This is a genomic window from Micromonospora sp. NPDC049102, assembly GCF_043197485.1.
Taxonomy (GTDB): domain Bacteria; phylum Actinomycetota; class Actinomycetes; order Mycobacteriales; family Micromonosporaceae; genus Micromonospora.
Map to the genome: position 1 here is coordinate 172,361 of NZ_JBICTE010000007.1, position 24,243 is coordinate 196,603.

General features: G+C 73.5%; 16 protein-coding genes. 9 read left to right on the forward strand and 7 right to left on the reverse strand.

What is annotated here, in order from left to right; genetic code table 11:
- Positions 1–2 precede the first annotated feature (2 nt).
- From ACGFH9_RS10675 to ACGFH9_RS10685, 3 genes are read right to left on the reverse strand one after another with little or no spacing between them, the layout of a single operon-like run.
- Positions 3–7,217, reverse strand: a complete 7,215-nt coding sequence (locus ACGFH9_RS10675; RefSeq protein ID WP_393217318.1) for an amino acid adenylation domain-containing protein — start codon at positions 7,215–7,217, stop codon at positions 3–5.
- A 1-nt stretch (position 7,218) separates the two neighbouring features.
- A complete protein-coding gene (locus ACGFH9_RS10680; RefSeq protein WP_393217319.1) occupies positions 7,219–7,440 on the reverse strand; it encodes an MbtH family protein in 222 nt (73 codons plus the stop codon).
- Positions 7,437–9,224, reverse strand: coding sequence for an amino acid adenylation domain-containing protein (locus tag ACGFH9_RS10685; protein WP_393217320.1), 1,788 nt, complete (start codon positions 9,222–9,224; stop codon positions 7,437–7,439). Before ACGFH9_RS10685 ends, ACGFH9_RS10680 begins: the two co-directional genes overlap by 4 nt.
- 151 nt (positions 9,225–9,375) lie before the next feature.
- Here ACGFH9_RS10685 and ACGFH9_RS10690 point away from each other — a divergent pair, with 151 nt between their 5' ends.
- The 4 genes from ACGFH9_RS10690 to ltaE are packed head-to-tail and all read left to right on the forward strand — an operon-like array spanning position 9,376 to position 15,146.
- A complete protein-coding gene (locus ACGFH9_RS10690; protein ID WP_393217321.1) occupies positions 9,376–10,899 on the forward strand; it encodes an argininosuccinate lyase in 1,524 nt (507 codons plus the stop codon).
- A 4-nt stretch (positions 10,900–10,903) separates the two neighbouring features.
- Positions 10,904–11,839 carry a kinase gene (locus tag ACGFH9_RS10695; protein WP_393217322.1) on the forward strand — a complete coding sequence of 312 codons (936 nt, stop codon included), beginning with the start codon at positions 10,904–10,906 and terminating at the stop codon, positions 11,837–11,839.
- Positions 11,839–14,112: a pyridoxal-phosphate dependent enzyme gene (locus tag ACGFH9_RS10700; RefSeq protein WP_393217323.1), complete on the forward strand. Its 2,274-nt coding sequence runs from the start codon at positions 11,839–11,841 to the stop codon at positions 14,110–14,112. Before ACGFH9_RS10695 ends, ACGFH9_RS10700 begins: the two co-directional genes overlap by 1 nt.
- The gene (gene ltaE, locus ACGFH9_RS10705; protein WP_393217324.1) at positions 14,109–15,146 is read left to right on the forward strand and encodes a low-specificity L-threonine aldolase; all 1,038 of its coding nucleotides are present in this window, start codon (positions 14,109–14,111) and stop codon (positions 15,144–15,146) included. Before ACGFH9_RS10700 ends, ltaE begins: the two co-directional genes overlap by 4 nt.
- Here the strand turns inward: ltaE and ACGFH9_RS10710 are convergent.
- On the reverse strand, positions 15,133–18,246 hold the full coding sequence (locus tag ACGFH9_RS10710; protein ID WP_393217325.1) for an amino acid adenylation domain-containing protein: 3,114 nt from the start codon (positions 18,244–18,246) through the stop codon (positions 15,133–15,135). The genes ltaE and ACGFH9_RS10710 overlap by 14 nt on opposite strands.
- A gap of 321 nt (positions 18,247–18,567) precedes the next feature.
- Here ACGFH9_RS10710 and ACGFH9_RS10715 point away from each other — a divergent pair, with 321 nt between their 5' ends.
- On the forward strand, positions 18,568–18,837 hold the full coding sequence (locus ACGFH9_RS10715) for a hypothetical protein (RefSeq protein ID WP_355246326.1): 270 nt from the start codon (positions 18,568–18,570) through the stop codon (positions 18,835–18,837).
- Positions 18,837–19,874, forward strand: coding sequence for a hypothetical protein (locus ACGFH9_RS10720; RefSeq protein WP_393217326.1), 1,038 nt, complete (start codon positions 18,837–18,839; stop codon positions 19,872–19,874). The genes ACGFH9_RS10715 and ACGFH9_RS10720 overlap by 1 nt, the downstream gene beginning before the upstream one ends.
- Before the next feature lie 13 nt (positions 19,875–19,887).
- Here the strand turns inward: ACGFH9_RS10720 and ACGFH9_RS10725 are convergent, their stop codons facing one another.
- Both ACGFH9_RS10725 and ACGFH9_RS10730 read right to left on the reverse strand, forming a co-directional pair.
- The gene (locus ACGFH9_RS10725) at positions 19,888–20,190 is read right to left on the reverse strand and encodes an SRPBCC domain-containing protein (protein WP_393217327.1); all 303 of its coding nucleotides are present in this window, start codon (positions 20,188–20,190) and stop codon (positions 19,888–19,890) included.
- Between the two features lie 54 nt (positions 20,191–20,244).
- Positions 20,245–20,556 (reverse strand): ArsR/SmtB family transcription factor, encoded by a 312-nt coding sequence (locus ACGFH9_RS10730; protein WP_393217328.1) that lies wholly within the window; start codon positions 20,554–20,556, stop codon positions 20,245–20,247.
- 97 nt (positions 20,557–20,653) lie between these two features.
- Here ACGFH9_RS10730 and ACGFH9_RS10735 point away from each other — a divergent pair, with 97 nt between their 5' ends.
- The gene (locus ACGFH9_RS10735) at positions 20,654–21,583 is read left to right on the forward strand and encodes an LLM class F420-dependent oxidoreductase (RefSeq protein ID WP_393217329.1); all 930 of its coding nucleotides are present in this window, start codon (positions 20,654–20,656) and stop codon (positions 21,581–21,583) included.
- Between the two features lie 13 nt (positions 21,584–21,596).
- Here the strand turns inward: ACGFH9_RS10735 and ACGFH9_RS10740 are convergent, their stop codons facing one another.
- A complete protein-coding gene (locus ACGFH9_RS10740) occupies positions 21,597–22,019 on the reverse strand; it encodes a hypothetical protein (RefSeq protein WP_393217330.1) in 423 nt (140 codons plus the stop codon).
- Positions 22,020–22,139: 120 nt separating this feature from the next.
- Between ACGFH9_RS10740 and ACGFH9_RS10745 the strand changes: the two genes are divergently transcribed.
- Positions 22,140–22,892 (forward strand): hypothetical protein, encoded by a 753-nt coding sequence (locus ACGFH9_RS10745; RefSeq protein ID WP_393217331.1) that lies wholly within the window; start codon positions 22,140–22,142, stop codon positions 22,890–22,892.
- The gene (locus ACGFH9_RS10750; RefSeq protein ID WP_393217332.1) at positions 22,889–24,166 is read left to right on the forward strand and encodes an FAD-binding protein; all 1,278 of its coding nucleotides are present in this window, start codon (positions 22,889–22,891) and stop codon (positions 24,164–24,166) included. The genes ACGFH9_RS10745 and ACGFH9_RS10750 overlap by 4 nt, the downstream gene beginning before the upstream one ends.
- Positions 24,167–24,243 lie beyond the last annotated feature (77 nt).

The window sequence follows — 24,243 nt, forward strand, 5'->3', positions numbered from 1 at the left end:
GCCTAGACGGCGGATGTCCAACCCCGCTCCCGCAACACGTCGGAGATCCGGGCCGCCAGCACGGCCGCGTGTGGCGCGTACACCAGGTCGTGGTGGTTTCCCGGCACCGGCACCACGTAGACCGGCCCACGGGTGCGCGTCCGCCAGCTCGCCGGGTTGACCGGTGGGTTCGTCAGCGTGGGATGCCTCTCGGTGGCCGTGAACAGGTGGATCGGGGCGCGGATCGGCGCGCGGGGCGCGTACCGGTCGGCGGCCCGGCCGTTCGCGGTGAACACCGCCACCATCCGGCGCAGCGTGGCGGTGTCCGCGCCGCGCGGCACCCGACCCCGCCTCTGCGCGTCGCGCAGCAGGATGGCCAGCGCCTCCTGCTCCTCGGCGGCGGCCAGCTCGGCGACCTGCGCCGGGTCCAGTTCGGCGATCAACCCGTAGCGTTCCAGCTCGCTGCGCCCGGTGAACCAGGGCTCCAACTCCTCCCGCCCGAACGCCCGCGCGTCCAGGACACCGAGGAAGTCGACACGCTCGCCGGCCGCCTCCAGAAGGGACGCCATCTCGAAGGCCACGTTGCCGCCGAAGGACCAACCGGCCAGTCGGTACGGCCCATCCGGCACCGCCGCCCGCATCTCGTCGACGTACCGCCGGGCCATCTCCTCGATGGCCACCAACGGCTGATCGTCGGTGTTGTAGCCGACCGCCTCGATGCCCTGCACCGCGCACACGCCGGCCAGATCCCGGGCGAGCTGCGCGTAACAGGCCACGTCGCCGCCCTGCGGATGGACCAGGAACAGCGGCGGCTGCGTGGTCGGCCCGTCGGCCAGCGTGACGAGCAACCGGTCGGTGGTGGCCGATGCGCTGCCCAGCACCGCGGCGAGCCGTTCCACGGTGGGGTGGGTGAAGACCACGCTGAGCGGCACGGCGACGTCCAACTCGCCGCGGATCGCCTCGACGAGGTCCACCGCCCGCAGCGAGTGGCCGCCGACGGCGAAGAAGTCGTCGCGTACGCCGATCGGGCCGTGACCCAGGACCCGTTCCCAGATCCGCACCAGGGCCAGCTCCAGGATGTCGCGTGGGGGCAGCGCGTCGGCGCGGGCCACCGGAGCCGGTGCCGGGAGCCGGGAGCGGTCCAGCTTGCCGTGCGGGGTCAGCGGCAGCGCGTCCAGCGCGGTCAGGCGGGCCGGCACCGACTGCTCGGGCAGCGTGTCGGCGAGCTGGTCGCGCAACCCGCCCAGGTCGACGTCGGGGCCGGCCACGACGTAGCCGGCCAGCTCCCCGTCGTGTACGGCCGCCGCCGCGGCGTGGACACCCGGGCAGGCGGCCAGCGCGGCCTCGACCTCGCCCAGCTCCACGCGCACGCCGCGGATCTTCACCTGCTGGTCGCGACGGCCGTGGAAGACCAGCCGGCCGTCGGAACGCCAGCGGACCAGGTCGCCGGTGCGGAACAGCCGGCCACCGGGCGGCCCGACCGGGTCTGGGACGAAGCGCTGCGCGGTCAACCCGGGGGCCCGCTGGTAGCCCCGGGCCAGCCCCGGCGAGCCCAGGTACAGCTCGCCCAGCGCGCCCGGAGGCAGCAGCTCACCGCGCGGACCGAGGACATAGCAGCGCACGTACGGAATGGGCCGTCCGATCGGCACCGCGCCGGCCTCGTCACCCACCTCGTGGTACGTCGAGATCATCGTGGCCTCGGTCGGGCCGTACTGGTTGACGAGCGCGATGCTCGGGGAGAGCTGCCGGGCGGCGCGGACGTGCTGGACGCCCAGCGCCTCGCCGCTGACCAGGCCGAGACGCACCGATCCCGCCGCATCCGGCCTGCCGGCGGCGGCGGTGGCCAGCGCGGTCAGCATCGGCGGCACCAGCGTCAACAGCGCAGTCACCCGGTGCCGCTCGATCGCGGCCAGCAGGGCGTACGGGTCGCGAGCCGCGCTGTCCGGCGGCAGCACCACCCGCCCGCCGACCACCAGCGGACCGAAGATGTCCCGGATGGACGCGTCGAACGAGATCGCCGCCAGTTGCAGCACCACCTCCCGGTCGGTCAACCCGATCGGCCCGCTCAGGTACGCCAGGAAGTTCGCGATGCCCCGGTGCGGGGTCGGTACGCCCTTCGGCGCCCCTGTCGACCCGGAGGTGTAGTAGATCGCGGCCCGGTCGTCGGGGTGCGGCGCGTGCTGAGGATCGGTGGCCGGTTCGGCGAGCACGGCAGGCCACTCCTCGTCCAGGAGGTGGACCGGTACGCCCTCGGTGGCGGCGGCCGGCCCGCGTCGGGCCAGCGCGTCGCGGCAGGTCAGGATCAGCCGGGGCGCGCTGTCCGCCACGAGGTGGGTGAGCCGCCCGGATGGGGCGGTCGGATCCAGCGCGACGTACGCGCCACCCGAGCGCAGCACCCCGAGCAGCGCCACCACGAGGTCGATCGAGCGGGGCAGCGCCACGCCGACCACGACGTCCGGGCCGACGCCGCGTCGACGCAGCCAGTGGGCCAGCCGGTTGGCCCGCCCGTCCAGCTCGGCGTAGGTCAGCTCCCGCGCCGTGGTGGGCGCGTCGTCGGGGGGCGCGGCCAGGCACACCGCGACGGCGTCCGGGGTGCGCGCCGCCTGCCGCGCCACCAGTTCCGGCAGCGACGGCCGCTCCGGCGCCGGTTCGCCGATCCCGCTCCACTGGGCGAGGAGTCGCCACTCGTCGGCCGTCGGGCCCAGTTCGGACAGTCGCCGGTCCGGCTCGGCCACCACCGCCTCGACCGTCCGCGCGTACGCGGCGGCGAACGCCTCGACGGTCGCCGCGTCGTACAGGTCGGTGGCGTACTCCACGGTGCCGCGCAGCCCCTCCGGGGTGTCGAGCACCGACACGTTCAGGTCGTACTTCGCGCCGCCCGGGCCGAGGTCCATCGTGTCCACGGTGACCCCGGGCAGCCGCAGCGCCGCACCGCCGCGCTCCTCCGGACGAAAGCCCACCTGGAACAGTGGGTTGCGCGACGGGTCCCGGGCGACCCGAAGCTCCTCGACCAGCCGCTCGAACGGCACGTCGCGGTGGGAGAAGTCGGTGGCGGCGGCGAGGCGCACCCGATCCAGCAGCCCGGCGAAGGTCGGGTCACCGCCGACGTCGCCGCGCAGCACCAGGGTGTTCACGAAGCAGCCGACCACCGGCTCCAGTTCGGCGTCGTCCCGGCCGGCCACCGGCGTGCCCACCACCACGTCGTCCTGCCCGGTGAAGCGGGCGAGCACGACCTGGAAAGCGGCGAGCAGCGCCATGAAGGTCGTCGCGCCGCAGCGCCGGGCCAGCTCCCGTACCGCCCGCGCGGTCTCGCCGGAGAGCGCGAAGTCCACCCGGTCACCCCGCCCCGACCAGGTGGCGGACCGGGGCCGGTCGGTGGGCAGGGAGCATCGCGGCAGGTCGGCGAGTCGGACCCGCCAGTGCTCGAGCTGGTCGGCGAACGCCGCCGGGCCGCGCTGCTGCTGCCAGTAGGCGTGGTCGGCGTACGTCAGCGGCAGCTCCGGCAGCTCCGGCGTCCGGCCGGCGACGAGGGCCGCGTACGCCGTGCCGACCTCCCGCCACAGCACACCGAGCGACCAGCCGTCCACCGCCGCGTGGTGCAGCACCAGCACCACCGTGTGGTCGTCGTCGGCGACCCGCACGATCCGCGCACGGGCCTGCGGGCCGCTCGCCAGGTCGAACGGTCGGGTGGCGTCCTCGCTGGCGAGCCGGAACACGGTGGAGTCCTCGACGCCGGGCAGGTCGGTGCGGACCACCTCGCACGGCGGGCCGGGGACCTGCCGGTCACCCACGCCGTCCGCGACGAACCGGGCGTTCACCGCGTCGTGCCGGGCCAGCACCGTGTGCAGCGCTCCGGCCAGCGCCGACGTCGACAGCGGTCCGCGCAGGCGCAGCACACTCGGCACCAGATAGCTGCCGTCGCCGGGGTTGAGGCGGTCGAGGAACCACAGCCGGCGCTGCGCGTACGACAGCGGGGCGACCGCCCCGGCCGGCCGGACGGTCAGCGGCGGACGGTCGGCGGTGGCCGCGGTGGCCCCGGCCTGATCGCCGCTGAGCGTGGTGCCCCCGGCAGTCAGCGCGGCGGCCAGGTCGGCCGGGGTCGGGTGGGCGAACAGGGTCCGCAGGGACACGTCCACGCCGGTCGCCGCACGGAGCCGGGACGCCACCTGCAACGCCCGCAGCGAATGCCCGCCGAGCTGGAAGAAGTCGTCGCGTACGCCGATCCCGTCCCGGCCGAGCACCGCCGTCCAGGTGTCCACCACGAGACGTTCCAGGTCGGTCCGTGGCGCGAGGTGCCCGGGCCCCGCCGGGCGTACGTCCGGTGGGGGCAGGGCGGCACGGTCCACCTTGCAGTTGGGGCTGAGCGGCAGCTCCAGCAGCTCGACCAGCAGGCTGGGCACGAACGCGTCGGGCAGGGTGCCGCGCAGGTACGCCCGCAGTGTCGCCACCTCCAGCGGCGCGGCGCGCCACACCACGTACCCGACGAGCTGCCGGTCGGCGTCCTCGCCCCAGGTGGTCACCGCCGCGCCGGCCACCGCCGGGTGGGCGGACAGCGCGGCCTCCACCTCGCCCAGCTCGATCCGGTTGCCGCGCACCTTGACCTGCGTGTCCGCCCGCCCGACGAACTCGATCGTCCCGTCCGGGCGCAGTCGGGCCAGGTCGCCGCTGCGGTAGAGCCGGCCGCCGGAGCCGAACGGGTCCGGTAGGTACCGCTCGGCGGTCAGCCGGGGTTGCCCGGCGTACCCGCGACCGACCCCCACCCCGCCGACGTACACCTCGCCGATGACTCCGACCGGGACCGGACGCAGGGCCGGGTCCAGCACGTACACCGTGTTGTTGGGCAGTGGCCGACCGATCGGCATCGGTCGGTCCGGTCGTACGGCGTGCACCTCGTACGCCGTGCACCACACCGTCGTCTCGGTCGGCCCGTACAGGCACCAGAACCGGGACACCCGGCCGAGCATCGCGGCGGCCAGCGCGCTCGGCACCGTTTCGCCGGACGCGCCAGCGCGCAGGTCCCCGCCGGTCCAGCCGGCGTCGACGAGCATCCGCCACATCGTCGCAGTGGTCTGCATGACGGTGGCCCCGCCGTCGGCCAGCAGCGCGCCGAGCGCCACGCCGTCGGTGACCGTCCGGCGCGACGCGAGCAGCACCGTAGCGCCGACGGTGAGCGGACTGAGCAGTTCCGGCAGCGACAGGTCGAAGGCGTGCGAGGCGACGGCGGCGACCACGTCGGCCTCGGTGACCTCGAAGAGCCGCACGAACGCCACCGTCAGGTTGACGATGGCCCGGTGCGGCACCATCACGCCCTTGGGCCGCCCGGTGGAGCCCGACGTGTAGATCAGGTAGGCCAGGTCGTCGGCGGTCGTGGCGGTGGCCGGTGGTGTGTCGGGCAGCCCGGCGAGCCGGTCGTCCGCCCGGTCCAGGCGCAGCAGCCGCGGGCCGGGCGGGGTGCCGAGGCGGTCCCACACGTCGCCGGTGGTCACCAGCAGCCGGGCTGAGCTGTCGGTGAGGACGTGCCGGACCCGGTCGGCCGGATGGTCCGGATCGACCGGCACGTACGCGCCGCCGGCCTTGAGGACGGCGACCAGCGTGACCACCAGCTCGGGCGTGCGGTCCAGGCAGACGCCCACCGTGACGTCGGGCCCGACGCCGTGGTCGACGAGCAGGTGCGCCAGGCGGTTGGCGCGGCGCTCCAGCTCGCCGTAGGTCAGCGCGGCGTCGTCGCAGCGGACGGCGACCGCGTCCGGAGTTCGTCGGGCCTGCTCGCCGATCAGGTCGGAGAGCAGCTCGTCGTACGGGTACGCGGCGGCGGTGTCGTTCCACTCGCCGACGATCCGGGCGTGCTCGGCGGACGGCAACACCGTGAGTGCGGCGACGGGGCTGCCCGGGTGGGCCACCGCGTCGGCGAGCAGGCACAGGTAGCTGTCGACCAGACGCGTCACGGTGGCCGGCTCGAACACGTCGGTGGCGTACTCGACGAAACCGGCGAGCCGGCCGTCGCGGCGGGTCAGCACCAGCTCGACGTCGAACTTGACCGTGCCGGTGCCGACCGGTACCGGCTCGACCACGCAGCCGGGCAGCTCGAACGGGGCGGTCTCCTCGTCCTGCACGGTGAACATGGCCTGGAACAGCGGATTGCGGGACAGGTCCCGGGCCGGGCGCAGCTCCTCGACCAGCCGCTCGAAGGGCACGTCCCGGTGCTCGTGGGCGTCGACGACGGCGTCGCGGACGTCGTGCAGCAGGGACGTGAACGGCCGGTCCGGGCGCACCCGGTTGCGGATCACCACGGTGGTGCCGAAAAACCCGACGACCGACTCCAGCTCGGGGTGCTCCCGGTCGGCGAAAAGGGTGCCCACCGCGAGGTCGGTACGACCGCTGAACCGGTGCAGCACGGCGGTGAAACCGGCCAGCAGCGTGTGGAACAGCGTGACACCGTGGCGGGTGGCCAGCTCGCGGACACCGTCGGCGAGCGCGTCGGGCACCGCGAAGTCGTACCGGTCGCCCCGGCCCGTGAACACCGGCGGTCGGGGATGGTCGGCCGGCAGCTCCAACGGCGACAACCCGGCCAGCCGCTGACGCCAGTAGTCGAGCTGCCGGGCCAGTCGTCCGCCGCGCAGCTGTTCGCGTTGGTGGTACGCGTGGTCGACGTACCGCACGGGCAGCTCCGGCAGGGCCGGCACGACACCCGCCAACAGAGCCCGGTACGCGGCGGCCAGCTCCGCCCAGAGCAGCGCCATCGACCAGCCGTCGACCGCGATGTGGTGGACCACCAGCACGACGTACCACTCGGTCTCGTCGGCGGTCAGCAACTCGGCGCGCAGTGGCAGGCCCGTCGCGAGGTCGAAGGGCTGCCGGACCAGTTCCCGGGCTCGGGCCAACGGGTCCTCGACCGTGCGGACGGCGACCGGCATCTCGCCCAGCTCGTGCGGCACCGGCCGGGGCCGACCGGCAACCTCCGGGTAGCTGGTGCGCAGCACCTCGTGGCGCTCCATCACGATGCCGAACGCGAGCCGCAGCGCGGCGGCGTCGAGCGGGCCGTGGACCCGCAGCACCTCGGCCACGTTGTAGTCCGGTGCGCCGTCGAGGAACCGGTCGGCCAGCCACACCGACTCCTGGGCGGGCGAGGTGACGAGCTGGTCGTCGGGGCAGCGGGGCAGGGCGGGCGACGGCGCGGCCCGGCTCGCCTCGCGGGCCGCGCGTAGCCGTTGGGCCAGCAGCTCCGCCGTGCTCGACACGTCAGGCCACGTCGTCCGGCGAGCCGTCCAGGTGCCGGCGCAGGCTCGCCGGGCGCATGTCCACCCAGACCCGCTCGACGTGGTCGAGGCACTCCTCGCGGCTGCCGGTGGTGCCCTCGGCCCGCCAACCCGCCGGCACCGGCCGTTCGGCCGGCCAGATCGAGTACTGCTCCTCGTGGTTGACCACGATGCTGTACGACAGCTCGTCGATGTCGCTCGTCACCGCGCTGCTCCCTCCAGGTCCGCCAGCACGAGCCGTTCCAGCTCGGCCGCGGACGCCGCGATCGTCGGGTGGTCGAAGATCAGCCGCAGCGGGATGTCCAGGCCGAAGGCCTGGCGCAACCGGCTGAGGACGCGCACGGCGAGCAGCGAGTGCCCACCGGCGGCGAAGAAGTCCGTGTCGACGCCGATCCGGTCGACGCCGAGCACCGCGCACCAGATCTCCGCGACGGTCTCCTCGGTGACCGTCCGGGGCGCCAGCAACGCGCCCTCGTCACCACCGGGCGCTGGCAGTGCCGCCAGCGCGGCCCGGTCGACCTTGCCGTTGGGGCGCAGCGGCAGCCGGTCGAGCACGGTGAGGTGGGTGGGCACGGCGTAGCTGGTCAGCACCGTCCGCAGGTGGGCGCGCACGTCGTCCACCGAGAGGCCGTCGGCCCGTCGGGGCACCAGGTAGGCGGCGAGGTGTTTCGTGCCGGTGCCGAGTGCGAGCACCACCGCGTCGGCGACCTCCGGATGGCCGCGCAGCGCCGTCTCCACCTCGCCCAGCTCGATCCGTACACCTCTGATCTTGACCTGGTGGTCGACCCGGTCGACGAACGTCAGCGTCCCGTCCGGACGTTGTGCCCCGCGGTCGCCGGTGCGGTACATCCGCGCGCCGAAGCCGTCCGGGTCGGGCACGAAGGCCGCGGCGGTGCGCCGTGGGTCACCCTGGTAGCCGCGGGCCAGGCCGACCCCGCCGATGCACAGCTCGCCGACGTCGCCGGCGCGGACCGGCTGGTGCCGGGCGTCGCGCACGGTGACCCGGTTGCCGGTCATGGGCTGGCCGACGGGCACGCTCGCGCCGTCCGCGCGGCCGTCGGCCGGCCGGCAGATGTGGTACGTCGAGTCGATCGACACCTCGGTGGCACCCCAGGTGTTGTCGAGCGAGACGCCGTCGGAGAACCGCGCGAAGAACCGTCGTACCAGCTCCGGACGCAGCGCCTCGCCGCTGCACAGGACACTGCGCAGGCGGCTCAGCCCGGCCACGTCGGCGTCGGTGAGCGTCTCCAGGAAGAGGTCGAACACGCTCGGCACGAACTGGAGGTGCACGACCTCGTGCCGGATCGCCGCGTCGATGATGGCCCGCGGGTCGCGGTGCGCGCCCGGGGCGAGCATGGCGACCCGACCGCCGACGAGCAGCGGCCAGAGCAGCTCGACCGCCGCGTCGTCGAAGGTCAGCGTGGTCTTCTGCAACACGGTCTCGCCGGGCTGGAGGTGGTGCCGCTCCTGCATCCAGCGCATCCGGTTGGCCCAGCCGCCGTGGGTGCAGGCGACGCCCTTGGGTCGGCCGGTGGAGCCGGAGGTGTAGTAGATCGCGCAGAGCTGGTCCGGGTGCGGCGACGTCGGTTCCAGCGGGACGCGGCCGGTGGGGGTGGCGTCGGGGACCACCGCGGTCCGGCCGGTTGCCCGTACCTCGTCGACCAGGGCCGGGCCCACCACGCAGACGGTCGCGGCGGCGTCGGTCAGGATCGCCTCCCGGCGGGCGGCGGGCGTCTCCGGCTCGATCGGCACGTACGCGCCGCCCGCGCGCAGCACGGCCAGCACGCCGGCCACCATGTGCGCCGACCGGTCCAGGATGAGCCCGACGGGTCGGTCGGCACGGACACCGGCGTCACGTAGTGCGGCTGCCAGGTCGCCCACCCGCCTGTCCAGCGTCGCGTAGTCGAGCGTCCCGTCGTCGTCCACCACGGCCGTCGCCGACGGTGTCCGGTGGGCCTGTCGCGCGAACATCTCGTCCAGTGACGTCACGGCACCTCCTCGCCGCCAGCCACCGTGCCAGAGTCCGCTATCGATGCGCTTTCGCCGCGGTATGTCGCGGACCGGCGAATATCGACAGGGGTTGTCACGTCGCTGCGGGCCTGGGTATGTTTCTGCGGCCGGCGCAACGGGGAGGCCGATCGTGAATACCAGCGCGCCGTCCGGTCTGACCGGGCGGATCGACGAGCCACCCGACCGGCTGCTCCACGACGAGGTGCTGGCGCCGCAGTTCCACTTCGAGGTCGAGCACCTGCTGCCGTCGTACGTGGCGGTCGAGAAGGTCCTGGCGCTGGAATACCAGCGGATGGGGCTCCTCACCGCCGACCAGGCGACAGCCGTGGCGGCCGGCCTGGACAGCGCCGGCCCGACCGCGCTCACCGCCGACCCGGTGGCCAACCTGTCGGATCTCGCGTTCGCCCTGGAACGGCACGTCGAGGCGGCGCTGACCGAGCCGCTGCCGCTCTGGCACGTCGACCGCAGCCGCAACGATCTCCAGGCCACCGCGCAGCTGCTCTTCGGCCGGCAGCAGGTGGTCGGGGTGGCGCAGGCGCTGCTCGGGCTGGGGGCCGCCCTGCACCGCCGGGCCGGCGCGTACACCACGACGCCGATGCCCGGCTACACCCACTTCCAGGCCGCGCAGGTGATCACGCCGGGCTTCCACCTGGCCGCGTTCTCCGGGCACGTGCTGCACACCCTGCGCCGGCTGCTGAGCACGTACGACGGGATCGACGCCTGCCCGCTCGGCGCGGGCGCGATGGCCGGTCAGGACCTCCCGTGGGACCGGGACCGGATGGCCCGGCTGCTCGGCTTCCGGGTGGCCCAGCCGCACGCGCTGACCGCGGTGGCGTCCCGGCGCTGGGTGCTGGAGGTCACCGCCGAGCTGTCCCTGTTCGGCGCGGAGACCAGCCGGTTCGTCACCGACCTGATCACCTGGGGTGGCAGCGACCTGGGCTTCCTGGACCTGCCCGACGAGTTGAGCGGCATCTCCTCGGCCATGCCGCAGAAGAAGAACTTCCCGATCCTGGAACGAATCCGGGGCCGTTCGGCACACCTGGGCGCCTTCCACACCGACGCGCTGCTCGGGCAGCGCAACACCCCGTACGCCAATCTGGTCGAGGTGTCCAAGGAGGCCGGCACCCACCTGCACTCCGCGATCGTCGCCACCCGGTCGCTGCTACGGCTGTTGACCGCCGTGGTGGACGGTCTGCGCCTGCGCCCCGAGAAGATGCTGGCCGCCTGCGAGCGCGAGTTCCTGGGCGGGTTCGCGCTGGCCAACCTGCTGACCCTGCGCGAGGGCGTGCCGTGGCGGCGGGCCCAGGTGCTCGCCGGCCGGTACGTGGTGGCCGTGGCGTCGGCCGGTCGGGCACCCCGGGACACCGACCCCGAGCTGCTGGCGGCGACCACCGCCGCCGAGGGTTACCGGCTGGTCGACCCGGCGACGTTGCTGCGCGAGGCGTTCGACGTGCACGCGGGTCTGGCGGCTCGGCGCACCACCGGCTCGACCCGCCCGTCGGCAGTGGTCGACCTGCTGTCGACGCAGGCGCACGAGTACGACGAGCTGCGGTCGCAGTGGGAGCGGCGGGCCGCGACCGACCGGGCGGCGATCGAGGAGACCGACCGGCTGCTGGGGCTGGCCCCGGCCGGCGTGGGCCACGGGATCGGCTGACGACATGGGCGAGGGGGCGTGCACGGCCGATCGGGACGCGCTGCTGGCGGCCACCGGCCGGCTCGGCGTCGGTACGGCGTTCGGCACCTTCGGCGAGCTGTTGCAGGGCGTCCTGCCCGACGCCGACCGGGACTTCCTGGTGACGTTCCCGATGGCCCAGTGGGCGACCGCCACCTTCTGGCCGACGAACGACCTCGACCACATCCGCGTCTTCCCCCGGCACAAGCGCAAGTCGGCCCGGCTGGCGGGCACCATCATGGAGCTGTTCGGCCTGTCCGGCGGCGGTGTGCTGGAGCTGGGCGGCGAGCTGGCCGAGGGCAAGGGCTTCGCCAGCTCGTCGGCGGACCTGGTGGCCACCGCGCGGGCGGTCGGGGACGCGTTCGGCATGCCGCTGAGCGAGCGCACCATCGAGTCGCTGCTGCGCCAGATCGAGCCCTCCGACGGCGTGATGTACGACGGGATCGTCGCCTTCTACCACCGGGAGGTGCGGCTGCGGGAGAGGATCGGCGTCCTGCCCCCGCTCACCGTGGTGGCGCACGACGAGGGCGGCGCGGTCGACACCATCCGCTTCAACCGCATCCCCAAGCCGTTCGACGACGCCGACAAGCAGGAGTACGCCCACCTGCTCACCGCCCTCACCGCGGCGGTACGCGCCGGTGACCTGCCCGCCGTCGGCCGGGTCGCCACCCGCAGCGCCGTCCTGAACGGCAAGCTGCGTCCGCGCCGGCACTTCGACGTGGTGCACCGGCTCTGCCGCGACGTCGAGGGTTACGGCCTGGTCATCGCGCACAGCGGCACCGCCCTCGGCGTCCTGCTCGCCGAGGACGACCCGGAACGCGCCGCGAAGATCGACCACGTACGCCTGGCCTGCGCCGCGCTGCCCGGCCAGGTGACCGTGCACCGGTCGCTCGGCGCCGACGAACTTCCCGGGAGCGGCTGATGCGCTTCGATGCGATCCGCGACGCCATCGGCCACACCCCGCTGGTCCGTCTGCGGATGCCCGACACGCCGGCCGTCGAGGTGTACGCGAAGCTGGAGCTGCAGAACCTGTACGGGATGAAGGACCGGGTCGCCCGCGCGATGATCATCGAGGCGCGTCGGCTCGGTGTGCTCGCCGACGGTGACCCGGTGGTGGAGAGCTCGTCGGGCACCATGGCCCTCGGCGTGGCCCTGGTCGGCCGCTCGCTCGGGCACCCGGTGCACATCGTCACCGACCCCCGGATCGACCGGGTGACCCTGGCGAAGCTGCGCGCCCTCGGCTGCGAGGTGCACGTCGTGTCGGCGATGACCTCGCACGGGTGGCAGAGCGCCCGGATCGAGCGGCTGCAGGAACTGCTGGCCGGGCTGCCCGGGGCGTTCTGGCCACAGCAGTACACCAACCCGGACAATCCCGGTGCGTACCGGTGGCTGGCCGACGAGGTGCTCGCCGACCTCGGCCCGTTCGACGTGCTGGTCGGCTCGGTGGGCAGCGGCGGGTCGCTCTGCGGCAGTTCCCGGGCGCTGCGCCGACGCCTGCCCGAGCTGTGGGTCGTCGGGGTGGACTGCGTGGGCAGCATGCTGTTCGGTCAGCCGGACCAGCCGGGCCGCCTCCAGAGCGGTCTGGGCAACAGCCTCCTGCCAGCGAACCTGGACCGCCGGCTGATCGACGAGGTGCACTGGCTCAACGACCACGAGGCGTTCGTGGCCACCCGGGAGCTGGCCCGCGAGCAGCAGATCTTCGCCGGCAACACGTCCGGCTCGGTCTACCGGGTGCTGTGCGACGTGGCCCGCCGTACCCCGCCCGGTGGCCGGGTGGTCGGCATCTTCCCCGACCGTGGCGACCGGTACGCCGACACCGTCTACGACGACGACTACTGGGCCGCCACCGGGCTCACCGCGCTGCCGCTGGCCGCCGAGCCGGCGGTCGTCGAGCCGGACACCGTGGTGACGTCGTGGTCGCGGGCGGCCCTCGCACCGCCGGCCGACCGGCGGCACCTGCTCTTCGTCGAGTCCAACACCACCGGCACCGGGATGCTCGCCCTGCGCCGCGCCGCCGACCTGGGCTTCCGTCCGGTGCTGCTGACCGCCGACCCGACCCGGTACGCCGGACTGGCTCAGACGGGGGCCGAGGTCCTGGTCTGCGACACCGCGTCGGTGCCGGCGCTGCGCGCGTTCGTGCACGCCCGCTACCGCCGCGAGGAGTTGGCCGGGGTGACGAGCACGAGCGACTTCTTCGTCCCGGCGGTGGCCGAGCTGACCGGCTGGCTCGGGCTGCCCGGCAACCCCGTCGACGCGGTGCTGACCTGCCGGGACAAGGGTCGGCTGCGGGTGGCGCTGGACGCCGCCGGGGTGCGCCAACCCCGCTACGCGATCATCGAGGAGGGCCCGGCCGCGACACTCGCGGCTCGGGTGGCGGCAGCGGTCGAGCAGGCGGGCCTGCCGTGTGTGGTGAAGCCGGTCGACGACTCCGGGTCCAACGGCGTCCGGCTCTGCGCCACCGTCGCCGAGGCGCTCGCCCAGGCCGAGCGCGTCCTCGCCGTACGCCACAACGTGCGCGGCCTGCCCACCGCCCGGCGGGTCCTGGTGGAGGCGTACCTCGACGGACCGGAGGTGAGCGTGGAGCTGTTCGGCACGGGCGAGACCCAGCACTGCCTGGGCATCACCGACAAGCGGGTCGACCCGCCGCCGTACTTCGTGGAGCGGCAGCACGTCTTCCCGGCAGGGCTGCCACCGGAGGCCGCCGCGGAGGTGACCGACCTGGTTCGCCGGGCGCTGACGGCGGTGGGCATGAGCGTCGGCGCGACACACACCGAGGTGCGGCTCACGCCCGCCGGGCCGGCCCTGGTCGAGATCAATCCGCGGCCGGCCGGTGGGATGATCCCCGAGCTCATCCGTGCCGCGACGGGTGTGGAACTGCTCGACGCGCAACTGCGCGCGGCGACCGGCCTGCCGGTGACGCTCACCCCGACCAGCAAGGGGTACGCGGGTATCCGCTTCCTCACCGCCGACCGCGCCGGCACCCTCGCCGGCGTGGACGGGGTGGAGGAGGCCAGCCGCTGCGCGGGAGTACGGGGGGTGACCGTCACGGCCGGCCCGGGCACGCCGGTCCGGCCGCCGGAGAACGCGTACGACCGGGTGGGGCACCTGATCGCCGTCGGGGACGACGCCGCGCAGGTGCTCGCCGTCCTCGCCGAGGCCGGCGACCTGCTCACGGTGCGGGTGGACGTGTCGTGATCGAGCTGCGCAGCGACACCTTCACCCTGCCCACCCCGGCCATGCGCGACGCGATGGTCCGCGCCCCACTCGGGGACGACGTGTACGGCGAGGACCCGACCGTCCGCGAGCTGGAGGAGTTGGCCGCGTCCACGCTGGGCAAACAGGCGGCGTGCCTCACCCCCAGCGGCACGATGGCCAACCTGGCGACGATCATGACGCACGCGCCACGCGGCGCGGCCATGCTCGTGGGCGCGGAGAGCGACATCTACATCTACGAGGCCGGTGGCGCGTCGGTCTGCGGCGGCGTGACCTACCAGCCGGTGCCGAACCAGCCCGATGGCCGTCTGCTGCTGAGCGACCTGGCCGCCGGGTTCCCCGACGACCCCGACGACCCGCAGTTCGCCGTACCCGCGTTGATCTGCCTCGAGAACACGCAGAACCGCTGCGGCGGCAAGATCCTGCCCACGGCCTACCTGGCCGAGGTCCGCCGGTTCGCCGACGAGCGCGGCGTGCCGGTGCACCTCGACGGCGCGCGGATCTTCAACGCGGCGGTCGGCGCGGGCATCGACGTCGCGGAGATCGCCCGGTACGCCGATTCGGTGCAGTTCTGCCTCTCCAAGGGGCTCGGCGCGCCGATCGGCTCGATGGTGGTCGGTGATGCCGACGTCATCGAGCGCGTGCGTCGGATCCGCAAGATGCTCGGCGGTGGGATGCGCCAGGCCGGCGTCATCGCGGCGGCCGGCATCATCGCGATCCGCGAACACGGCCGGCTCGCCGAGGACCACGCGAACGCCCGCCGACTCGCCGACGGGTTGGCCACCATCGACGGGATCGAGGTCGATCCGGCGTCGGTGCAGACCAACATCGTCATGTTCCGGGTGCCGGAGCACCGGCTGACCCGGGCGCGGTTCCTCGCCGAGGCCCACGCCGCGGGGGTGGCCCTGGCCGAGTTGGGGCACGGCCGGGTCCGGGCGGTCACCCATTCGGGTGTGACCGGCGCGGACGTCGAGCGCGCGCTGACGGTGATCGACGAGGTGCTCAGCCGGCCCTGAGCGCGGCCCGCACCTCGCCGGTCGTGGCGTCCGGCTGGGCCGTCACGACGTCGAGGACGCGGCGCAGGTCGGTCAACAGCCGCCCGCCCTCGGCCGGGCTCACCGCTTCGTCCTCGATCAGCAGACGTAGCACCAGCTCCGGGGTCGGTTCCACCACCAGGGTCAACGGGTAGCCGGTGCTCTCCACCACGTCGACCGGGGACAGTCCGGCCGGCAGGGGCGGGTGGTTCTGGAAGACCACGATGCTGTGGAACAGCGGTGTGCCCGGTGACAGGTCGCTGGTGCGGGTGATGTCGGTCAGCGACTGGTGTTCGTACTCCCGGCTGGCGACCTGCTGGGCCTGCACGGCCCGCAGCGTCTCGGCGAAGGGTGCGTCGGGGTCGAACCGCACCCGTAACGGCACCGTGTTGATCAGCAGGCCGACGATCGAGTCCGCGCCGGGCAGGTCGTCGGGTCGGCCGGCGACCGTCACCCCGACCACCACGTCGTCGCTGTCGGCGTACCCGGCCAGGACCAGCGCCCACGCGCCGAGCGTCACGGCGTACGGCGTCACGCCGGCGCTGGCGGCGCGGCCGGTCAGCGCGGCCCGCAGCCGGTCGGTGAGGGGCAGCCGTGCCACCCGGGTGCCCGGCAACCCCACCTGCCGTTCGACGGCGGGGGAGTCCGCGGTGGTGGCGCTGCCCGGCGCGGGCACCGGCGGTCGGGGCAGCGGGGTGGGCACCCCGAAGCCGGCGAGCAGCCGCTTCCAGTGGTCGGTCGCCCGGTCCGCCTCGGCCAGCCAGCGCAGGTGCCGCCGTGGCGGGACCACCGGCTCGCGTCGCCCGTCCAGCACCTCGGCGAGCAGGATGGCCAGGCTCCACCCGTCGAGCAGCAGATGGTGGAAGGTCAGCACGAGGTCGACGCCCCCTGTCGCCCGGCGGACGAGGGTCAGCCGTACCGGCGGCGCGGCGCCCAGGTCGAACCCGGCGTGGCGCTCGTCGGCCAGCAGTGGTCGCAGGTCGACCGGCCCGTCGAGCACCCGCACGTCGGGTGGGTACCCCTCGTGGACGAGCTGCACCGGCTCGGCGACGTCCGCCCACCGGACGGTCGTGCGCAACGCCGGATGCCGGTGTACCGCCTCCCGCCACGCGTCCGCCAGCGCGGCCACGTCAACCGGCCGGGTCAGCCGGTAGACGTGCTGCTGGAGGTAGTCCGCCGCGCCGGGGGAGAGCAGGGTGTGAAAGAGCATGCCCTCCTGCATGGGGGTCAGCGGGTACCCGTCGGCCGGTCGCGCCGGACCGCCCGGCGGACCGCTCAGCAGCGCCGGGTCGACCGGGCAGAGCGCGAACGGCGGGCCGTCCCGCAGCTCCGGCGTCGGACCGGCCACCTGGACGTGCGGTGTGAGCGCGGTGAGCGTCGGGTACGCGAACAGCTGCCGGGTGGTCAACCGGAGTCCGGACCGGCGTGCCAGCGCCACCACCCGTATGGCCAGCACCGAGTCACCGCCCAGGGCGAAGAAGTCGTCGTCGGGGCCCACCCGGCCCCGCTCGAGCACCTGTGACCAGAGCGCGGCCAGTCGGGCCGGCACGCCGTCGGCCGGTGGGTCCACCGGCTCCGGCCCGTCGTCGGGTGGCGCGGGCAACGCCCGACGATCGGTCTTGCCGCTCGGTGTGACCGGGAGGTGGTCCAGGTGCACGAACAGCGCGGGCACCATGTAGTCGGGCAGCCGGCGGGTCAGCCGGGCACGCAGCTCGTCCACCGGGGAACCGGGCGGGGCCACGTACGCGACCAGCTGGGGATGCCCGGAGGCGAGATGCCGTACGGTCACCGCCGCCTCGCGGACCCCCTCGTGCTCCAGCAGCGTCTGTTCGATCTCGCCCAGCTCGACGCGGTTGCCGCGGATCTTCACCTGCCCGTCACGGCGGCCCACGAAGTCGAACTCGCCGTCGGGTAGCCGGCGGGCCAGGTCGCCGGTGCGGTAGAGCCGGCCGGAGCCGCCCGGGTCGGGCACGAACACCTCGGCCGTCAACGCCGGGCGACGGTGGTAGCCGCGGGCCAGGCCGATCCCACCGATGTACAGCTCGCCGACGACACCGGTGGGCGTCGGGGTCAGGTGGTCGTCCAGCACGTGCAGGCTGACGTTGGCGATCGGGACGCCGATCGGCACGCTCGTTCCGTGCAGTGGCGGCCGGACCCGGTGTGCGGAGACGTCCACCGACGCCTCGGTGGGGCCGTACAGGTTGTGCAGGTCACCCGGGAGCCGCCGGGTCGCCTCCCGGGCCAGGGCGACCGGCAGGGCCTCGCCGCTGCACATCACCCGTCGTAGCGTCGGCATGGACGGCAGGTCGGGTTCGGCCAGGAACTGCGCCAGCATCGTCGGCACGAAGTGCAGCGTGGTCACGTTCCGCTGGACGACCGTCGCCGCCAGGTAGGCGGGGTCGCGGTGCCCGCCCGGACGGGCCAGCACCAGCCGGGCCCCGGCGACCAGCGGCCAGAAGAACTCCCAGACCGACACGTCGAAGCCGTACGGGGTCTTCTGCAGCACCACGTCGTCGGCGCGTAGCCGGTAGGTGTCCTGCATCCAGCGGATCCGGTTGACGATGCCCCGGTGTGGCACGCACACGCCCTTGGGTCGGCCCGTCGAACCGGACGTGTAGATGATGTAGGCGAGGCTGTCCGGGCTGGCGCGCCGGGGCGGTGGGGTGGTCGGCCCCGGCTGCGTCGACTCGTCGTCCACGAGGCACCACCGCGCCGGGTCGACGCCGGGAACCCGGTCGAGCAGGTGGCGTTGCGCCAACACGACCGGCGGATCGGCGTCGTCGAGCTGGTAGCCCAGCCGCTCGGCGGGCAGGTCCGGGTCGAGCGGCACGTACGCCCCGCCGGCGACCAGTACCCCGAGCAGCGCGACGACCAGGTGGACCCCACGTTCGGCGACGACCCCGACCGGAGTGTCCACGTCGACCCCGCGAGCGCGCAGGCGATGGGCGAGGTGGTTGGCGCGGGCCACCAGGTCGGCGTAGCGCAGCACCCCGTCGTCGGCCAGCACGGCCACCGCGTCGGGCATCCGGGCGGCCTGCTCGGTCACCAGGTCGTGCAGGCACGTCTCGTCGGCTCGCGGCACGCCGGTAGTCCAGCACAACGCGCTGTCGGCGAGCTTTCGATCGGCTATCCCCACGGCCGACGCATGGTCCGACACCGGGGCGTTTGTCGCTAACCGGACAAGACGGTAAAGCCCCTGGTAGAGCACGCTTGGGGCAGGTGAGGAGACAGCGGATGTCGGGCCACATCCCCACTCTCCGGAGACACCCTCCATCGCGGGCGACGTCGCCCAACCGGCGCGTCGCCCACGTGCCCGACAACCCCACGCACCGTGGCTCCCCGCCCTGTCCGGCGTCGCTCATCCGCGCGTCCGACCGGGCGACCGAAGCAGAGAGGCCCTGTCATGGCGGCTCCTACCGCGACCGCAGCCCTGAACGCATCCGTCTTCGCGCCGGGTGACCAGATGCTGCTGACCGTCACGTACTCCGACGCCGACACCAAACCGCTGACCGTCACCATCGTGGTCACCGACGCGCAGGGCAACAGCAGCGCGCCGGTCAAGGTCACCGCGGTCATCGACCCGCTCACCGTGAGCGTCTCCGACAACTCCGGGCGTACCTGGACCCGGGTCTCCGACAACGGCTCCGTGGCCGTGTACCGGGCGGTGGCGTGATGCCCCGGGTCACCGTCCAGGTCCGTGACTCGGCCGGCAACACGGCGACGACCGGTGTCGACTACAGCCTGCGCCAACCGGTGCTCGGCGGCTACTACCTGTCCGGCGGGGCCGACCCCACCGCCGACATGGCCGGCGGCAACTTCCGCTCGCTGACCCAGTACCGCAGCTTCGCCGACGGCTTCATCTTCCCGGGCTACAACCGGCCGTGGCTGGTCAACCTGGGCAAGGCCGGCGTGCAGATGAACATGGTGCTGGAGTTGAAGCACTACGGCGCCGGCGACGCCGGGCCGCAGACCTTCACCGTGGACGGCGTCACCTACACCGTGCCGGCCCCGGCGATGACGATCCAGCAGCGCCCCGGCACCACCTGGCCGAAGGCGTACGGCTACACCCAGGTGCTCAACGGCCAGTGCGACGGGTTGTTCGCGCGTGCTCTGTCGCAGTACCGGGCGCTCGGCTTCGGGGTGAACATCCAACTCGCGTCCGAGTTGGACACCGACCACGAGTTCGGCACGACCGAGGCCGGCAAGGCGTACACCTGGGCCGAGTCGGACGCGCGGGCGGTGCAGGCCGTGACCTACATCGTCACCTGGTTCAAGGCCCGGACCCTGCCCACCGGGACGACCTTCTCGGTCGGTCTGGGCGGCTTCGACCGGGCGTGTTTCCAGCGCACCCACCCCGAGTCACTGATGTCGCGGCTGGACTACCTCCAGTGGAACGCCTACGCGACGGCCGTCGGGCAGACCGCGCTGGCCCGCTTCCGCCGGACGAAGGACTGGGCGGTGGCGGATCTCGGCCCGGTGGCGCTGTCCCGGCCGGTGATCATCGCGGAGTACGGGGTGCGCGCGGCCGAGATCCCCAACCAGCCAGCCTGGATCGCCACAGTTCCGGCGGCGATCGCCCAGCTCAACGCCGAGCGTGGGCCCCTCATCGCCCGGACCAACTACTTCAACTCCGGGTGGGGCACCCTGTCGCCGAAGTCGGCCGGGTTGGCCGCACTGCGCACCGCGTACGCCACTCGGCCGTACGTCTGACCGGGGCCGCCGGTCACTCGGCTTCGAGCTGATCGGCGTACGCGTCACGCAGTGCGGGCCAGCCGAAGTCCTTTGCCTCGGCGCCGCGGATGGGGCCGACCGGGTCGCCGTCGAGCAGCCGGTCGGCCACGTCGAGGCAGAGGTGCCAGCCGGCCGCGACCATCGGCAGCCTGCCCCGCTCGGCGACGGTGTGCCGCAGGGTGAGCCGGGTTCCGGCGCCCAGTGGGGTCAGCTCCCAGCGCAGCAGGTCGTCGCCCCAGGTGTACTCCAGCAGGTGGGGCGGCTCGGCTCGACGTACCCCCGCAGTCTGCTCCACGGAGGTCTCGCCGTCGACGAGCGTGAGCACGGCGGCGCCGGGGTCAGGCCCATCTCACTGCTCCTGACTGTCGAGGTGCTGTTCGAGGGCGTCCAGGTGCTGGCTCCACAGCTCGCGGTACGGGTCGAGCCAGCAGTCGACAGCTCGCAGCGGGCCGGGGTCGAGGCGGTAGATGCGTTGCCGGGCGGCCACCCGGCAGGAGACGAAGCCGGCCTCGCGCAGCACCCGCAGGTGTTTGGAGACGACTGGCTGACTCATGCCGAGCCCGTCGACCAGCTCGTTGACGCTGCTTTCGGCGTCGCGGAGCGCGTCGAGGATCCGGCGTCGGGTGGGCTCGGCGAGGACGGTGAAGGCGTCGGTCGACACCGACTCAATACGTCCCTGTCGCCATATGCGTTTCAAAGCATATGGCAGTGACCTCCGTCCCGGAGCGGCAGCCGAGGCGGCTATCTATGCTCGGAGCATGGAACTGCGGATCTTCACCGAACCCCAGCAGGGTGCCACGTACGACCAGCTTCTCGCGGTGGCGCGCCATGCCGAGGACGCCGGCTTCGGCGCGTTCTTCCGATCCGACCACTACCTCAAGATGGGCTCGGTGAGCGGCGACCCCGGCCCCACCGACGCGTGGACCACGCTGGCCGGACTGGCCCGTGACACCAGCCGCATCCGACTCGGCACGCTGATGACCGCCGCCACCTTCCGGCTGCCCGGCCCGCTGGCGATCACGGTGGCGCAGGTGGACCAGATGAGCGGCGGTCGCGTGGAGCTGGGCATCGGCACCGGCTGGTACGGCGACGAGCACACCGCGTACGGCATCCCGTTCCCGGCCCTGGGTGAGCGGTTCGACCGGCTCGAAGAGCAGCTCGCGATCATCACCGGGATGTGGGACACCCCGGCGGGCGAGACGTTCAGCCATCCGGGCCGGTACTACCCGGTCAGCGACTCCCCGGCCCTGCCCAAGCCGGTGCAGCAGCCCCGCCCTCCGATCCTGCTCGGCGGGATGGGGCCGAAGCGGACGCCCCGGCTGGCCGCCCGCTACGCGGACGAGTTCAACCTGCCGTTCGCGTCGGCGGCGGACTCGGCCGCGCAGTTCGACCGTGTCCGCGCGGCGTGCGGCGAGATCGGCCGCGACCCGGCGGAGCTGGTCTGGTCCAACGCGCTCGTGCTCTGCTGCGGCCGCAACGACGCCGAGGTGTCCAGCCGGGCCGCCGCCATCGGCCGCGACGCGGACGAGCTGCGGGCCAACGGCGTCGCCGGTACGCCCGACGAGGTCCTGGACACCATCGGCCGGTACGCGAAGATCGGCAGCCAGCGCATCTACCTCCAGGTGCTGGACCTCGGCGACCTGGACCACCTCGACCTGGTGGCGAGCGAGGTGCTGGCGAACCTGTGAGCCGGACGGCCGGTCAGGCGCGGTGCTGCGCGTGCCGACGCGGGTCGCCCAGCACGGTGTCCAGCCGGCCGTCGCGGTCACTGTCCACATAGGTGATGTCCGGTACGCCGTCACCGTCCACGTCGATCTGGACGATGTCGGCGACGCCGTCACCGTCGAGGTCGGTGACCACCTCGACCGACCCGTCCAGGTGCCGCGTCACGATCGACCGCGACTCGCCGACCGGCTCGCGGGGCGGTGGCCCGGGCGCAGGTACGGGCGTCGGCGCGGGCGCGGGCGCGGGTGTCGGACGGGGGCCGGGCGTGGGTCCCGGGTGGTTCGGCAGCCGGACGCCCGGCGGCGCGCTGGCCTGCCCGACCACACTGCCGGTCGGGTCCAGCTCCTCCTCGGAGGGGAAGACGTCACCTCGTGCGGCCGGATCACGGTAGCTGCTCATGGGCGTAGGGTTCCCCGACGACGACGAGAACAACCGTGCCCGATCGACCGGTGTCCCTGGTGCCCGGTTCGGCGGAAGATGTCGGGACCTACGCCACGGTCATGAAACGGGGGTCCGAGCGTGGAATTGCGCCGGAATCGGGGAGCCCGTGCGCTCGCCCTGGTGTGCGTACTCGGTGGAGTGCTTCTGTTGGTCTATCCCAGCGACCGCGCCCTGCTACGGACGATCATCGCGGTGGGCGCGATCGCGCTCGGCGCGGTGGCGCTGGTCAGCGCGTTGCGGCCGTTCCGGTTCGGAATCCACGCGGACGGGCTCAGCATCCGACGACCCGGTCTGCGCCGGGAGTTCCGGTGGGCCGAGGTCGAGACGGTGGTCCTCGACGAGCCGCCTCGGCGCGACGGTTACCCGACGCCGCCGAGGCTGTTGCTGGTGCCGGCACAGGCTCTGCCGCGTGAGCTGGTGACGGCTCGACACCCGCTCGACGGCCGGCCGGCCATCGAACTGCTCGTCCTCGACCAGGTCCGCGAGCAGCCCGAGCAGGTGGCCGAAGCGCTCACCCAGCATGCCGGAGACCGCTTCGTCGACCTGCTCGCCCGGCGGCGCGCCGCCTTCGCCATCCCGGATCTCACTGTCGGCCTGCGCGGTTATGCCATGGACCGGGTCGATCGGCTGATCCGGCGCGGCCAGGACGCCCTGCTGTCCGGCGACGCGGCGGCCCGGCAGGCAGCCCGGGGTGAGATCGAACGAGCCACCGCGGCCGGTCTGCCGATCGCCCAACGTGGTTACAACACGTCCCAGACGGATACGGTTCTGGACGCGCTCGTCGCCGCCCTGGCCGACCAGCAGTCCACCGATCGGGAGACCGCCACGTGACCACCCCGGGACCGAACGCCACCTCGACCGCAGCTCCCGAGGTGCCGCGCCGCAACTGGGCCGGCAACGTCCGCTACGCGGCCCGGGCGTTCCACCGGCCGACCTCGCTCGACGAGCTGCGCCGCCTCGTCGCCGGCAGCCGGCGCGTTCGCGCGCTGGGCACCGGGCACTCCTTCAACCGCCTCGGTGACACCGACGGCGACCTGGTCAGCCTCGCCGGCCTGCCCGAGAGCGTCGCGGTGGACCGCGAGCGCGCCCAGGTCACCGTGAGCGGCGCGATGCGCTACGGCGACCTCGCCCGACACCTGCACACCCAGGGGTACGCCCTGGCCAACATGGCCTCGCTGCCGCACATCTCGGTCGCCGGCGCGGTGGCCACCGCCACCCACGGCTCCGGCCCCACCCACGGCAACCTGGCCAGCGCCGTCGCCGGCCTGGAGCTGGTCACCGCCGACGGCGACCTGCTGCGGGTCGACCGCGACACCGACACGTTCGCCGGGATGGTGGTGGGGCTCGGCGCGCTCGGCCTGGTCACCCGGGTCACCCTGGACCTGGTGCCGACCTTCGAGCTGCGCCAGTACGTACGGCTCGACCTCGACCCCGACGCGTTGGACGAGGCGTTCGACTCGGCGTACAGCGTGAGTGTCTTCACCGACTGGCGTACGCCCCGACTGCGGGAGGTCTGGCGCAAGCAGTTCGCGGACCAGCCGCCCCCGGAGGCGGACTGGCTCGGCACCACCGCCGCCGCCCAGCCCCGGCACCCGGTCCTCGGCATGCCGTCGGAGAACTGCACCCCGCAACTCGGCGAGCCGGGCCCGTGGCACGAGCGGCTGCCGCACTTCAAGCTCGGCTTCACCCCGAGCAGCGGTGACGAGTTGCAGTCCGAGTACCACCTGCCGCGCAGCGCGGCGGCCGACGCCCTCGCCGCGCTGGCCGACGTGGCGCACCTGATCGCCCCGGTCCTGCACGTCTGCGAGCTGCGGACGGTGGCCGCCGACGAGCTGTGGCTCAGCCCCAACCACCAGCGGGACAGCTTCGTCGTCCACTTCACCTGGATCGCCGACACCGACGCGGTGCTGCCCGTGCTGGCGGCGGTGGAGGAGCGCCTAACGCGGTTCGCGCCGCGCCCCCACTGGGGCAAGGTCTTCGTCACCGACCCGACCGAGCTGGCCGCCCGCTACCCCCGCCACGCCGACTTCACAGCCCTGCTGACCACCCTGGACCCCAAAGCAAAGTTCCACACAAACCAGCTAGACCACTACTTCCCCCACTAACCCCCACTGCCCCCCCACTGCCCCCCCTGACCCCCCCACTAACCCCCACTGACCCCCGGTGATCATGAAGTTGTTGC